Annotated in this window: 12 protein-coding genes; 4 read left to right on the top strand and 8 right to left on the bottom strand. The window is 64.3% G+C overall.

Annotation, left to right across the window (positions count from 1 at the left end; genetic code table 11):
* Positions 1-75: 75 nt before the first annotated feature.
* From petA to J3E64_RS16405, 4 genes are all read left to right on the top strand, one after another.
* Positions 76-642, top strand: a complete 567-nt coding sequence (gene petA, locus J3E64_RS16390) for a ubiquinol-cytochrome c reductase iron-sulfur subunit (RefSeq protein ID WP_253344105.1) — start codon at positions 76-78, stop codon at positions 640-642.
* Between the two features lie 11 nt (positions 643-653).
* Positions 654-1,946 (top strand): cytochrome b N-terminal domain-containing protein, encoded by a 1,293-nt coding sequence (locus tag J3E64_RS16395; RefSeq protein WP_253344106.1) that lies wholly within the window; start codon positions 654-656, stop codon positions 1,944-1,946.
* Between the two features lie 15 nt (positions 1,947-1,961).
* Positions 1,962-2,831, top strand: coding sequence for a cytochrome c1 (locus J3E64_RS16400; RefSeq protein ID WP_253344107.1), 870 nt, complete (start codon positions 1,962-1,964; stop codon positions 2,829-2,831).
* A gap of 73 nt (positions 2,832-2,904) precedes the next feature.
* Entirely contained in the window at positions 2,905-3,441 is a 537-nt protein-coding gene (locus J3E64_RS16405; RefSeq protein ID WP_253344108.1) for an adenine phosphoribosyltransferase, read from the top strand.
* A 16-nt stretch (positions 3,442-3,457) separates the two neighbouring features.
* On the opposite strand, the gene J3E64_RS16410 is transcribed toward J3E64_RS16405, so the two are convergent.
* The 8 genes from J3E64_RS16410 to J3E64_RS16445 all read right to left on the bottom strand — a co-directional run bounded on the left by J3E64_RS16410 (position 3,458) and on the right by J3E64_RS16445 (position 13,139).
* A complete protein-coding gene (locus tag J3E64_RS16410; RefSeq protein WP_253344109.1) occupies positions 3,458-4,084 on the bottom strand; it encodes a 5'-methylthioadenosine/S-adenosylhomocysteine nucleosidase in 627 nt (208 codons plus the stop codon).
* 97 nt (positions 4,085-4,181) lie between these two features.
* A complete protein-coding gene (cynS, locus tag J3E64_RS16415; RefSeq protein ID WP_253344110.1) occupies positions 4,182-4,625 on the bottom strand; it encodes a cyanase in 444 nt (147 codons plus the stop codon).
* A gap of 14 nt (positions 4,626-4,639) precedes the next feature.
* Positions 4,640-6,394 (bottom strand): bifunctional protein-serine/threonine kinase/phosphatase, encoded by a 1,755-nt coding sequence (locus J3E64_RS16420; RefSeq protein ID WP_253344111.1) that lies wholly within the window; start codon positions 6,392-6,394, stop codon positions 4,640-4,642.
* 45 nt (positions 6,395-6,439) lie between these two features.
* Positions 6,440-7,261 carry a formate/nitrite transporter family protein gene (locus J3E64_RS16425; RefSeq protein WP_253344112.1) on the bottom strand — a complete coding sequence of 274 codons (822 nt, stop codon included), beginning with the start codon at positions 7,259-7,261 and terminating at the stop codon, positions 6,440-6,442.
* Positions 7,262-7,337: 76 nt separating this feature from the next.
* On the bottom strand, positions 7,338-7,682 hold the full coding sequence (gene nirD / locus J3E64_RS16430) for a nitrite reductase small subunit NirD (RefSeq protein WP_253344113.1): 345 nt from the start codon (positions 7,680-7,682) through the stop codon (positions 7,338-7,340).
* A gap of 3 nt (positions 7,683-7,685) precedes the next feature.
* Positions 7,686-10,169 carry a nitrite reductase large subunit NirB gene (gene nirB / locus J3E64_RS16435; RefSeq protein ID WP_253344114.1) on the bottom strand — a complete coding sequence of 828 codons (2,484 nt, stop codon included), beginning with the start codon at positions 10,167-10,169 and terminating at the stop codon, positions 7,686-7,688.
* 15 nt (positions 10,170-10,184) lie between these two features.
* Positions 10,185-11,396 (bottom strand): alginate export family protein, encoded by a 1,212-nt coding sequence (locus J3E64_RS16440; RefSeq protein ID WP_253344115.1) that lies wholly within the window; start codon positions 11,394-11,396, stop codon positions 10,185-10,187.
* Positions 11,397-11,456: 60 nt separating this feature from the next.
* A complete protein-coding gene (locus tag J3E64_RS16445; RefSeq protein ID WP_253344116.1) occupies positions 11,457-13,139 on the bottom strand; it encodes an ABC transporter ATP-binding protein in 1,683 nt (560 codons plus the stop codon).
* Between the last annotated feature and the right edge of the window lie 2 nt (positions 13,140-13,141).

Genomic DNA, 13,141 nt, shown 5'->3' on the forward strand with positions numbered 1-13,141 from the left:
CTGAACCCCTTGATAAACAGGGTCGGTCACGGCAATGCGGCGGAATCAGGGACGTTCTTGCAAGGGTAGAGGTGCATGGCGAGCGTTGAACATACGGACGACACGGGCCTAACCGGCGGAGAAGGGGTGCGCCGCCGCGATTTCATCAACATCGCTGCGGTGAGTTTTGCGGGAGTCGGCGCCGTTGCCGTCGTGCTGCCGCTCGTCGACCAGATGAACCCCAGCGCGGACGTGCTGGCGCTGGCGTCGACCGAGGTGGACCTTTCGGCGATCCAGCCGGGCCAGGCGATCAAGACGACCTTCCGGTCGCAGCCGCTGTTCGTGCGGCAGCTGACCGACAAGGAAATCGCCGAAGCGGACAAGGTCGACATGTCGACCCTGCGCGATCCCCAGACGCTGGAGGAACGCACCGTCGACGGCAAGAAGCAGTGGCTCATCACCATGGGCGTCTGCACCCATCTGGGCTGCGTGCCGCTGGGCGCGGGCGAAGGCGAGAATCGCGGCGAATTCGGCGGCTATTTCTGCCCCTGCCACGGTTCGTCCTACGACACCGCCGCCCGTATCCGTAAGGGGCCTGCCCCCAAGAATCTGGAAGTGCCGAAGTACAGCTTCACTTCCGACACCGCCATTCTCGTGGGCTGAGGGGGACCGTCATGAGCTTTCCATGGGCTGAACATTATGCTCCCAAGCATCCCGTGATGCAGTGGATGGACGAGAAGCTGCCGCTGCCGCGCCTCGTCTACAACGCGATCGGCGCCGGCTATCCGGTGCCTCGCAACCTCAACTATTTCTGGAATTTCGGTGTGCTCGCCGGCCTTGCGCTGGTGATCCAGATCGTGACCGGCGTCATCATGGCGATGCATTATGGTGCCAACGATCTGGTCGCCTTCAGCACCGTTGAACAGACGATGCGCGACGTGAACGCCGGCTGGCTGATGCGCTATGCGCATGCCAACGGAGCCAGCTTCTTCTTCATCGTCGTCTATCTCCACATTTTCCGCGGCCTCTATTTCGGCTCCTACAAGGCGCCTCGTGAAATGGTGTGGCTGCTGGGCCTCGTCATCTTCCTGCTGATGATGGCGACCGCCTTCATGGGCTATGTTCTGCCCTGGGGCCAGATGTCCTACTGGGGCGCGAAGGTGATCACCGGCCTGTTCGGCGCCATCCCCGTGGTGGGCGAGCCGATCCAGACCTGGCTGCTCGGCGGTTTCGCGCCGGGTAACGCGTCGCTCAACCGCTTCTTCTCGCTGCACTTCCTGCTGCCTTTCGTGATCGCGGGTGTCATCATCCTGCACATCTGGGCGCTGCATATTCCGGGCAGCTCGAACCCCACCGGCGTGGAAGTGAAGGGGCCGCAGGACACCGTCCCGTTCCATCCCTATTACACCGCCAAGGACGGCTTCGGCGTCGGCATATTCCTGATCTGCTTCGCGCTGATGCTGTTCTTCGCGCCCAATTTCCTGGGGCATCCGGACAATTATATCGAGGCGAACCCGCTCTCGACGCCCGCACACATCGTGCCCGAATGGTATTTCTGGCCCTTCTACGCGATCCTGCGCGCCTTCACGGTGGACTTCTTCTTCGTGCCGGCCAAGCTGCTGGGCGTGCTCGCGATGTTCAGCGCGATCCTGATGCTGTTCTTCCTGCCCTGGCTGGATACCTCGCCGGTGCGTTCGGGCCATTATCGCCCGGTGTTCAGGAAGTTCTTCTACATCCTGCTGATCGACGTGCTGATCCTGGGCTATTGCGGCGGCGCACCCGCGGCTGAACCCTATGTGATGATCTCGCAGGTCGCGGGCGCCTATTATTTCGCGCACTTCCTGATCATCCTGCCGCTGATCTCGCGCTTTGAAAAACCACTGCCGCTGCCCAATTCGATCACCGATGCGGTACTGGCCAAATATGCCACGGCTGACGGCGAATCCGCCGCGGTCCCGGCCGAATAAGGGGGGTAGACAGTCATGGTTCGCATCGGCGCATTTCTCGTCGGGCTCTTCTTTGCCGGATGGCTGCTGATCTCCTTCCTGGTCGGCGCCGCCGCCTATGTGTCGGAACCGCCGCAGCCCACGGTGGAGCAAGAGTTTCATCTGAACCCGAAGCATGTCGAATTCTCGTTCGACGGCCCCTTCGGCAAATATGACAACCGCCAGCTCCAGCGCGGTTTCCAGGTGTTCAAGGAAGTCTGCTCGGCCTGCCACAGCCTGAAGTTCGTCGCTTTCCGCGATCTGGAAGCGATCGGCTATAACGAGGCCGAGGTGAAGGCGATCGCCAAACAGTGGGCGATCAAGACTCCCGACGTCGACCCCAAGACCGGCGAGGCTTCGACCCGCGACCCGGTTCCGGCCGATCATTTCCCCAAGCCCTTCGCGAACAACGTCGCGGCGGCTGCGGCGAACAACAACGCGATCCCGCCCGATCTTTCGCTGATGACCAAGGCGCGGCATCATGGTTCGGCCTATGTCTATTCGCTGCTGACCGGCTTCCGCGACCAGCAGGGATACAAGAACGCCAAGGGTGAGGAATTGCTCAAGGAGTTCCCGGACGCCAAGACGCCGGAAGGGCTGCACTTCAATCCCTATTTCGCCAACCTGAACCTCGCCATGGCGCCGCCGCTGACGGCCGAGGGCCAGGTGACCTATGGCGACGGGACGAAGCCGACGGTCGACCAGATGGCGCAGGACGTCGCCGCGTTCCTGACGTGGACGGCCGAGCCGAAGCTGGAAAACCGCCGCCGCGCGGGTCTGGCGACGCTGGTTTTCCTGCTGATCGCGACGGGTCTGGCCTATATGTCCTATCAGAACATCTGGGCGGACAAGAAGAAGAGGGCCTGAAGAGGCCTTTCGCCGGAAACATCAAAGGGCGTGGTTTCTTGAGGGAACCGCGCCCTTTCCTTATGGAGACGGGATGAGTATCGACAGCCTGGTCGCGCTGGTGCGCACCATTCCCGATTTTCCCAAGCCGGGCATCCAGTTCCGGGACGTCACCACCTTGCTGGCCGATGGTGCCGGTTTTGCCGAGCTGGTTGAGCGGATGGCTGCGATAGCCCGGCCGCTCGACCCGGATCTGTTCGTGGGGATAGAGGCGCGGGGCTTCATACTGGGTGCGGCCCTGTCGCAAGCGCTGGGCAAGGGCTTCGTGCCGGTGCGCAAGGCGGGCAAGCTGCCGGGCAGGACGGTCGGCATCGATTATGTACTGGAATATGGCACCGACCGCCTTGAACTGCACGAAGGCCAGGTGCCCGAAGGGACGCGCGTGATCCTGGTCGACGACCTGATCGCGACCGGCGGCACCGCCATCGCCGCGGCGCAATTGTTGCGCGAACAGGGCGCTGCCGTGCTGATGGCGTTGTTCGCCGTCGACTTGCCCGACCTGGGCGGCATGGCCGCGCTGGAGGCAGAGGGCGTCGCGGCGCAGGCCATCATCGTCTTTGACGGGGATTAGGCGGATCGGGGCCTGATCAGGCTGCGCGCGCCAGCGCGTCGGGCAACAGGTCGACCGCCGCCGCCAGTCGCTCGTCGATCAGGCCCAGCAATTCCATCCAGCCGTCGATATGATCGATTTCGCCGGGCCCGTCGGAAATGCCGCGCAGTCCCGCCAGCGGCACGCCGTGGCGCGCGCAGGCGCGGGCTATGGCGAATGTCTCCATATCGACCATGTCGGCGTCGATACCGGCAAATTCCTCGCCGCCCACGATATTCGCGCCGGTCGACAGCCGCGCCGCCGGGATGGGCAGGGGCGTGGCCAACGGCACGTCCACCGGATGATCGACAAAAGGCGTCACGCCCTTCGTAAAGCCCAGGCGCGATGCGTCCATGTCGCGCCAGGATACGCTGGAAACCTGGAAAATCTCGCCCAGCAGACAGGTGCGCGATCCCGCCGACCCCAGGCACAGGACCAGGTCGGGCAAGGCCTTGCGGCGCGACAGGTCGTGCAACGCCGCGCCGGCCGTCAGCGCCGCCTCGACGGGGCCGACGCCGGTCATCAAAGGCGTGAACCGCTGTCGCAGGTGCGGCCCATATTCCGCGTCGGCCGCCATCAGGAACAGCACGCGCCTGCCAGCAATCGTTTCGCAATCGGCCTTCATGCCGGGCGGTTCCCCTGTCAGTTCGGGTCCGGCTTAACCGGTCGGGGCGCGGATGCAAAGGCGGACTGTCGGATCGCCGCGTTCCACATCCGCCGCTTCACCAGCTTTTATAGGGCAGGAACTTCCCGCTCATCGTGACCTGGATGCGATCACCCTTTTCGTGCGCGACCTTATCGACATGCATCTCGAAATCGATCGCGCTCATGATGCCGTCGCCGCCCTTTTCCTGGATCAGTTCCTTCAGTGTCTGGCCATAGACGCCGACGATTTCGTGGAAGCGATAGATGCACGGGTCGGTCGGCACCTGCTGCGAGAATATCTTGGTGGGATAATCCGCCAGTATCGCCGCGGCCTCCTGCGGCAGGCCCAGCGCCGCGACCAGCCTGTCCGCTTTGTCGCGCGGCAGGGAATTCATGCCGAGGCAGGCGGAGGTGGTGAACACTTCCGACAGGCCGATGCTTTCGGCGATGCCTGCCCAGGTCAAACCCGCGGCGCGCTTGCGTTCATAGATGATTTCGGTGACGTCGGCCTTGGTCATCATGGTCGTATCTCCCTTCATTCCGGCAGGTAAATCTGGACGCGGCCCCACAGCAGCATGAGCAGGGCGAGGAACAGCAGCAGGCTGATCGCCTGCCAAAGGCGTTCGGGGCGGTGAGGGCGTTCGCGCGGCGCCGTGACGGCGGGCAGCGCTGGGTTGGGGTGAGACAGGTCGAAGGTGAATTCCGACAATTCGTCATAGCGCGCATCCGGGTCCAGCGCGACGGCACGGGCGATGGCGCTGTCCATCCAGGGCGGCACGTCGGCGTTGAAGGAGCGGGCGGAAATATAGCGCATGCCCCGCAGCGCGGACGGCGCGGTCGCCTGCGCCAGGCGCGGGCCATAGGGCAAGGCCCCCGTCAGCAGATAATAGGTGACCACGCCCAGCGAGAAGAGGTCCGACCGGCGGCTGGCAGCTTCGCCGCGATAAAGTTCCGGCGCGCTGAACTGCATGGTCCCGGCATGGGCGGCGTCCAGTTCCGGTGGGCAGATATCCTCAAGTCCCGCGACCTGCGCCGACCCGAAATCGATGATCCGTGCCGTGCCGTCCGCGTCGACCAGGATATTGGCGGGGCGCAGGTCACGGTGCAATATTTCGCGCCGGTGCAACGCTTGCAGGCCTTTCGCCACCTGCGCGACGATGCTGCGCACCATCAGCAGGTCGGGCCGCGGATGGTCGTTCAGCCAGGAGTCGAGCGTCTGGCCCGCGACATGATGGCTGACCGCATAGGCGTGGCGGCGCGCATGGCGGCCGGCCGGTGCGCCCAGCAGATGGGGGTTGAGCGTGCGCCGCGCGATCCATTCCTCCAGCAGCAGCGCCTGGACCCGCGCCGGGTCGGCCGCATGTTCGGTCGACAGCCGCTTGAGTACGACCTTGGTGCCGTCCACGGCATCCTCCGCCAGATAGACATGGCTGCGGCTGCCGGCGTGGAGTTCGCGCAGGATGCGATAGCCTTCGAACAGGGCACCGGGTTGCAGCGGGGGCGCGGGCGGCAGGATCGCGCCGTCAGCCACGACATCGTCCAGCCGGGCTTCGGGCAAGCTCAGGATGCGGACGATCTGGCAGGTCACATTGTCCATGGCACCGGCGGCGACCGCAGCCTCGCAAATGGCGCGCGCCGCCTCGTTCAGCCCGGCACCGTCGGGCAGCAAGAGCGCGATCCGCGCATCGGTGAGGACGTCATGCACCCCGTCCGTCGTCAGTAGCAGGACGTCGCCCTCTTTCAGGGCAACCCGCACATGATCGATCTCGACATGCCGATCGGCGCCCATCGCACGACCCAGATAGGTTTCGCCGCCGCCAAGGTCGACGCGATGCAGCGGGGTCAGCGCCTCGACCGTGCCGTCGGCCAGCCGCGCGACGCGCGAATCGCCGATCTGGAAGAGATGCGCGGCACGCGACTTGATGACCATGGCACTCAGGGTGCAGATCATGCCCTGCTCGCGCTCGGCGTCGGTCGCGGGAATGCCGCGCGCCATGACATTCTGCGCGTGCATCCAACTGTTGGTGGCGGCGATCACCCTGCGGGCGGACGACTGCACCGACCATGCTTCGGACGTCGCATAATAATCGGAAAGGAAACTCTTGACCGCCGTTTCCGCGGCGACCGCGCCCAGGGCGCTGGTGCTGATGCCGTCCGCCACCGCCATGGCGATGCCCTTGCTCGCCAGCAACGCATCTTCGGGGATCAGGATGCCGTGGAAATCCTGATTTTCGGCCTTGGCGCCGGCCGCGCTGAAGGCGCCGGTTTCTATGGTCAGCCTGCGGGACATGCCGGTCCGGGGCGCCACTTTCGCAAGCAGCGCCCCGAAACTCGCTTATGCCGTCGGCCTGGCGGCCCGCTTGGGCGCCGTGCGGGCATGGGTGGTGTAGAGCATCAGGCCTGTGAAGGTCAGGCCGCCGACCAGATTGCCCAGCACGGTGGGAATCTCGTTCCACAGGAAATAGTCGCCGATGGTGAAGTTCCCGCCGAGCATCAGCGCGGTCGGAAAAAGGAACATGTTCACGATCGAATGTTCGAACACCATGTAGAAGAACAACATGATCGGCATCCACATCGCGATTACCTTGCCGCTGACACTGGTCGAGATCTGGGCGCCCACCACGCCGGTGGAGACCATCCAGTTGCACAGCATGCCGCGCACGAAAATGGTCAGCCAGCCCGCCAGGCCATATTTCTCGTAACCCAGCGTGCGCGCCACGCCGGTGCCCGCCAGCTTTTGCCCCACCTCGCTCGGTTCGGCCGCGAATCCGTAGGTGAAGTAGATCGCCATCAGCACGGCGGTGGTGAGCGCGCCCGCGAAATTGCCCAGGAAGACAAGCGACCAGTTGCGGGCGACGCCGCCCCACGTGCACCCCGGACGCTTGTCCCACACCGCGAGCGGGGCAAGCACGAACACGCCGGTCAGCAGATCATAACCCAAAAGGTACAACATGCAAAAGCCGACCGGAAACAGGACCGCCCCGGCCAGGGGCTGGCCGGTCTGGACATTGATCGTCACCGCGAACGCCGCCGCCAGCGCAAGGGTCGCCCCGGCCATGTAGGAGCGGACGAGTGTGTCCTTCGTCGACATCAGGATTTTGGATTCGCCCGCGTCGATCAATTTGGTGACAAATTCGCTTGGGGCCAGATACGCCATGATTGTCTTCCTTCCCTGTTTTCAGAACCCGTGGTCGTCCTCTTGCTGTTTTCGTTGATGGGCGATGCGCGGTGGTTCAGGTCGCGCCCGCCAGAGCTTCGGTGCGGCCGATGAGGATACGGCCGCCGTCGATCTTGACCGGTATGGTCGGCACGCAGCCGACATCGTCGCCCAGCGCCTGTCCGGTCACCAGGCTGATGCGCCAGTTGTGCAGCGGGCACGTCACCGTGGTGTCGTGGACGATGCCCTGGCTTAGCGGTCCCTGCTTGTGCGGGCACCGGTTCCGCAGCGCGTAGACATCGCCATTGGCGGTGCGGAAGATCGCGATTTCCTGCCCGCCCTGAACCGGCAGGGTGCGGGCGCCGAGCGCAGGAAGCTGTTCGACGGGGCCGACGTCGAGCCAGAGTGCGGAATGCGGCATGGTTCAGCCTCCCACCACGGCGAAGGGCCGGATTTCGGCCAGATGCTGGTGTAGATGGGCTTCCTTGCCGGCCGCCCGCTCGGCCCAGGGATCCACTTGCAGATAGGTCTGCGCATGGAGGAAGCGCGCGCGCAGAGCCTCGCGTCCGACATTATCCTCGACGATGCGCCGTTTCACATAATCGAGACCGACGCGCTCGACCCAGGGGGCGGTCCGGTCGAGATAGCGGGCTTCCTCACGATAGAGCTGGATGAAGGCCGCGCAATAATCGAGCGCTTCCTGCTCGGTCGCGACCTTGCACAGAATGTCGGTGCCGCGCAGGTGGATGCCGCCATTGCCGCCGATGTGGAGTTCATAGCCGGAATCGACGCAAACGACGCCGAAGTCCTTGATCGTGGCTTCCGCGCAGTTGCGGGGACATCCCGAAACGGCGATCTTGAACTTGTGGGGCATCCACGATCCCCACGTCATCTTTTCGATCTGGACGCCAAGGCCGGTCGAATCCTGCGTGCCGAACCGGCACCAGTCGGACCCGACGCAGGTCTTCACCGTGCGCAGCGCCTTGCCATAGGCATGGCCCGATACCATGCCGGCGGCGTTGAGGTCGGCCCAGACGGCCGGCAGATCTTCCTTCTTGATGCCGAAGATGTCGAGCCGCTGGCCGCCGGTCACTTTCACCATCGGCGCGTCGTATTTTTCGACAACATCGGCGATCGCGCGCAATTCCCTGGGGTTGGTCAGGCCACCCCACATGCGCGGCACCACCGAATAGGTGCCGTCCTTCTGGATGTTGGCGTGCATCCGTTCGTTGACGAAGCGGCTCTGCGGGTCTTCCTGATGCTCGGCCGGCCAGGCACAAAGCAGATAGTAATTGAGCGCCGGGCGGCAGGATGAGCAGCCGTCCGGGGTGTTCCAGGACAGGGCCTGCATGACCGCCGGGATTTCCTTCAGCGCCTTTTCCAGGATCGCCGCGCGCACATCCTCATGGGTGAAGCTGGTGCATTTGCACATCGGCTTGTTGTCGCGCTCGCCGGCATAGTCGTCGCCCATGGCGAAGGCGAGCAGGTTCTCGACCAGCCCGGTGCACGATCCGCAGCTGGCGGATGCCTTGCAGCCCGACCGCACGGCGTCGAGCGTATGGGCGCCGCCCGCGATGCAGGCCATGACCTTGCTCTTGGATACGCCGTTGCAGCCGCAAATCTCCGCCTCGCCGGAAAGCGCCGCAACGGCATCAATAGGGTTTGCGCCGGCGCCTCCGCCGCTGGCGAAGGCCTGACCGAAGATCAGCGCGTCGCGAATGTCGCTGACATTCTCTTCCCGCTTCAGCAGGTCGAAATACCAGCCGCCGTCGGCCGTGTCGCCGTAAAGAACGGCGCCGACGATCCGGTCATCCTTGACGATGACGCGCTTGTAGATGCCGCGCGTGGCGTCGCGCAGCACGATGTCCTCGCAGCCTTCGCCGCCGGAGAAGTCGCCGGCGGAAAAGACATCCAGCCCCGCGACCTTCAGCTTGGTCGAGGTGACCGAACCCGGATAGCCGCTGGGCTGGTCGGTCAGGCCGTCGGCCAGCGCGCGCCCCATGTCGAACAGCGGCGCCACCAGCCCGTAGACCATGCCGTTATGTTCGACGCATTCGCCCACGGCCAGGATGTCGGGGTCGGCCGTCACCATATGGTCGTCGACCTGGATGCCCCGGCCGATGGCCAGGCCGGCCTCGCGCGCCAGGCCGACGCTCGGGCGGATGCCCACCGCCATCACGACGATGTCGGCGGGGATTTCGCGTCCGTCCTTCAGCCGCACTGCCTGGACCTTGCCGTCGCCGACGATCTCGGCCGTATCGGCGCCCGTCAGAATGGTCTGGCCGCGCCCTTCCAGCGCGGTCTTGAGCAGCCAGCCCGCCGCTTCGTCCAGCTGCCGCTCCATCAGGGTGGGCATCAGATGGATGACGGTGACCTGCATGCCTCGCAGGGCGAGTCCATGCGCCGCTTCGAGGCCCAGCAGGCCACCGCCAATGACCACCGCATTCCCCCCCAGGCCTGCGGCGGCCAACATCTTGTCCACGTCATCGAGATCGCGGAACGTAACGACTCCTGGCAGGTCCTTGCCCGGCACGGGAATGATGAAGGGATCGGAACCGGTGGCGATCAGCAGCTTGTCGTAGGGCGTGATCCTGCCCGACCGGGTGGCGATGGTCTTCGCCGCCCGGTCGATGGCGACCACGGGGTCGCCCGACACCAGTTCGATGCCGTTATCGTCATACCAGTCCTGCCCGTTCAGGACGATGTCCTCGAACGTCTTTTCCCCCGCCAGTACGGGCGAGAGCATGATGCGGTTGTAGTTCACGCGCGGTTCCGCACCGAAAATGGTGATGGAAAAACGGTTCGCATCGCGTGCCAGTATCTCCTCGACCGCGCGGCACCCGGCCATGCCGTTGCCGATGACGACGAGTTTTTCGCCGGGGGTCGAAATGGACGCTTGGGCAGTCATGGCTTCGGCCTTTCGTCAATAGGCCCAGTCGAGCTGGATCCAGAGTTTCTTGGTGTCGACCCCGAACGCCTTGGCGTTGTAGTCGGCATATTTGAGGAGGAGGGCGGTCTTCCAGACCTTGAAGCCGATCTGGGCGTCCCATTCGGTGCCGTAGTGAAGACTGCCCACGTCGCTGCGGAAATCATGGTAGATGACCGCGGCGTTCAGGCCCGGCAGGGCCTTCTGCTTGGGGAACTTCGCCGACAGGCCGGCATTAAGGTCGCGTACGCCCTTGGCCGGGGTGGTCAGGAACAGGTCGGCCCAGCCCTGGAACTTGTGCCCGGTGGCCAGCGGCGTCTGGAAAGCGAAGGCGCCCTTGTCGGAGCCCAGAACTTCATAATTGCCGGTCAATGTGACGTTGCGCACCGACAGGGCGACCTCGCCCATATAATAGTCGGCGGAATAGCTGACCGGGTTCTGCTGATAATCGGATTGATGGGCATAGCTGCCGGTCAGGCTGAGTTTGGCAATCTTGGATATCGGCAGGGCGGCGCCGGCGCGCAGTCCGTAGGTCTGGCTCGACATGGTCAGGCGCGCGGCCTCGTCCTGGTCCAGCAGGTAGGAAAAGGCCTTGAACGTCACCGGTCCGGCCTTCGCTCCGGCGCCCAGGAAGAAGTAATTGCCGCTGAACGCCTCACGCGGGCCGGCATCGATGCCGAAGATGGTGCGGTCCGACCAGGCATAGGTGGCGTTCAGCATCACCGGCCCGACGGTCGCTTCGCCCGTCACGGCGTCGAACGTCTGTTCATTCTGGCGCCAGCCGACCGATCCGACGAAACGCTGGTCGTCCAGGTTGATGCGCTGGCGACCCCCGGTCAGGGTGAATCCCTTGCCCTTATACTGGATCTGGGCGCGGTTCAGTTCGATGTTCTGCGGGTCGGGAACGGCCGAAAAGCCGGTCTTGCCATTGGTGGTGCTGTTATATTTTTCAGAAATGGCGAGCAGGCCTTCGCCTTCGACCAGCACCGAAAAGCCGCTGCTGGTGCCCAGCGTGAGGCCGGGACGGACGCGGACCGTCAGCGCGCCGGCATTGTCCAGCGCATTGTCCTGATCGACATGTTCATAGCGCAGCCGCGCATCGATACTGGGCGTCAGGGTCAGACCCTCGCCAACGGGATAGGTCTTGGCCAGAGCCGGCGAAACAGCCAGTGCGGCGAGGGCGGTCCCCAGATAGGCAATTTTCTTCATCTCATCTCATCCCTGAAACATGGTTACGTCATTGGGGGGGACGGCTTGCGTCGGGGATGATCAGGCGGCGTCCGCCTGAACCCCGTGTTCGTAATCGGCGAGGAATTGCAGCACTTCCTCGCGGTAGGCGTAGAATTTCGGATGTTCGAGCAGCGCCTTGCGGTCGCGCGGCCGGGGCAGGTCGACCTCCAATATCTTGCCGATCGTCGCCTGCGGCCCGTTGGTCATCATCACGACCTTGTCCGCCAGCAATATCGCCTCATCGACATCGTGAGTGACGCAGACCGCCGTAACCTTGGTGCGCTCCCACACCTCCATCAGCACATCCTGCAAGTCCCATCGGGTCAGGCTGTCCAGCATGCCGAAGGGCTCGTCGAGCAACAGCAGCTTGGGCGACAGGGCAAAGGCGCGGGCGATACCGACGCGCTGGCGCATGCCGTTGGACATGTCGGCGGCCAGCTTGTCCATGGCGTCGCCCAGTCCGACACGCGACAGATAATATTCCACGATGTCGCTGCGTTCGGCCCTGGACGTGTGCGGATAGACCCGCTCCACGCCGATCGACACATTCTGCCGCGCGGTCAGCCACGGCATCAGCGACGGCGCCTGGAACACCACCGCCTTGTCCGGTCCGGCGACATCGACCTCGCGTCCGTCCAGGATGATGCCGCCGCCACTGATGGCGTTGAGACCCGCCGCCATCGACAGCACGGTGGACTTGCCGCACCCCGAATGGCCGATCAGGGATATGAATTCTCCCTTGTTCATCAGCAGATTGAAGTCGGTGACCACGGTCAGCGGCCCCTTGGGCGTCGGATAGACCTTCTTGAGGTTGAAAAACTCGAGGAAGCGGCGTTCCATGTTGGTCCTGGCCGCGTCCTGATAGGCCTTGGGCGGCGCGAGCAGGGTGATCGGCGTGACATCGGGCAGGGTAACCGAATCCGCGCCGGCCGCATCCTTCTGGTGCGCGTTCAGGCCGCCCAGATACTGGACGATCTGGTTGCGCAGCCCCTGATAGCGGGCGTCATGGTTCAATGCCGTGCGTTCGCGCGGGCGGGCGATGGTCACGTCGAATATGCGGCCGATCCGGGCGCGTGGCGCGGGTTCCAGCACCGCCACCCGGTCCGCGAGCAGCAGCGCCTCGTCCACGTCGTTGGTGATCAGGATGATGGTGCGCTTTTCCTCCGCGCGGATGCGGTCGATCTCGTCCTGCAACTTGGCGCGGGTCAGGGCGTCGAGCGCGGACAAGGGCTCGTCGAGCAGCAGGATTTCCGGCTTCATCGCCAGCGCGCGCGCCACTGCGACACGCTGCCGCATGCCGCCGGAAAGCTGGGCCGGCTTGCGATCCATCGCATGCCCCAGGCCGACCAGTTCGACCTTTTCCTTCACCAGCGCGGCCTGTTCGGCCCGGGACAGGTTCTTGTGCACGGCTTCCACCGCCAGCCGGACATTTCCCTCCACCGTAAGCCAGGGGAAGAGCGAATAGCTCTGGAACACCAGCCCGCGGTCGGCGCCGGGGCCCTTGCACGGGACGCCCTTGACCAATATCTCGCCGCTGTCCGGCTCGATCAGCCCGGCGATGGTGGAAATGAGCGTGGTCTTGCCCGATCCGGAAAAGCCCAGGATGGCGATGAATTCGCCTTCGGCCACGTCCAGGTTGATGCCGTCCAGCACTTCCGTGGTCGATCCCGTGCCGTCGACATAGGCCTTCGACACATTTTGCAGGCGCAATATGGGCGTCATTT

The sequence above is a fragment of the Sphingobium sp. OAS761 genome (assembly GCF_024168485.1).
GTDB lineage: Bacteria > Pseudomonadota > Alphaproteobacteria > Sphingomonadales > Sphingomonadaceae > Sphingobium.

Excerpts from the sequence above, each read along its gene's own strand:
- J3E64_RS16395 (WP_253344106.1), top strand. The coding sequence starts at position 654 with ATGAGCTTTCCATGGGCTGAACATTATGCTCCCAAGCATCCCGTGATG.
- J3E64_RS16410 (WP_253344109.1), bottom strand. The coding sequence starts at position 4,084 with ATGAAGGCCGATTGCGAAACGATTGCTGGCAGGCGCGTGCTGTTCCTG.
- J3E64_RS16425 (WP_253344112.1), bottom strand. The coding sequence starts at position 7,261 with ATGGCGTATCTGGCCCCAAGCGAATTTGTCACCAAATTGATCGACGCG.
- J3E64_RS16400 (WP_253344107.1), top strand. The coding sequence starts at position 1,962 with ATGGTTCGCATCGGCGCATTTCTCGTCGGGCTCTTCTTTGCCGGATGG.
- J3E64_RS16405 (WP_253344108.1), top strand. The coding sequence starts at position 2,905 with ATGAGTATCGACAGCCTGGTCGCGCTGGTGCGCACCATTCCCGATTTT.
- petA (WP_253344105.1), top strand. The coding sequence starts at position 76 with ATGGCGAGCGTTGAACATACGGACGACACGGGCCTAACCGGCGGAGAA.
- nirD (WP_253344113.1), bottom strand. The coding sequence starts at position 7,682 with ATGCCGCATTCCGCACTCTGGCTCGACGTCGGCCCCGTCGAACAGCTT.
- J3E64_RS16445 (WP_253344116.1), bottom strand. The coding sequence starts at position 13,139 with ATGACGCCCATATTGCGCCTGCAAAATGTGTCGAAGGCCTATGTCGAC.
- cynS (WP_253344110.1), bottom strand. The coding sequence starts at position 4,625 with ATGATGACCAAGGCCGACGTCACCGAAATCATCTATGAACGCAAGCGC.
- J3E64_RS16440 (WP_253344115.1), bottom strand. The coding sequence starts at position 11,396 with ATGAAGAAAATTGCCTATCTGGGGACCGCCCTCGCCGCACTGGCTGTT.
- J3E64_RS16420 (WP_253344111.1), bottom strand. The coding sequence starts at position 6,394 with ATGTCCCGCAGGCTGACCATAGAAACCGGCGCCTTCAGCGCGGCCGGC.
- nirB (WP_253344114.1), bottom strand. The coding sequence starts at position 10,169 with ATGACTGCCCAAGCGTCCATTTCGACCCCCGGCGAAAAACTCGTCGTC.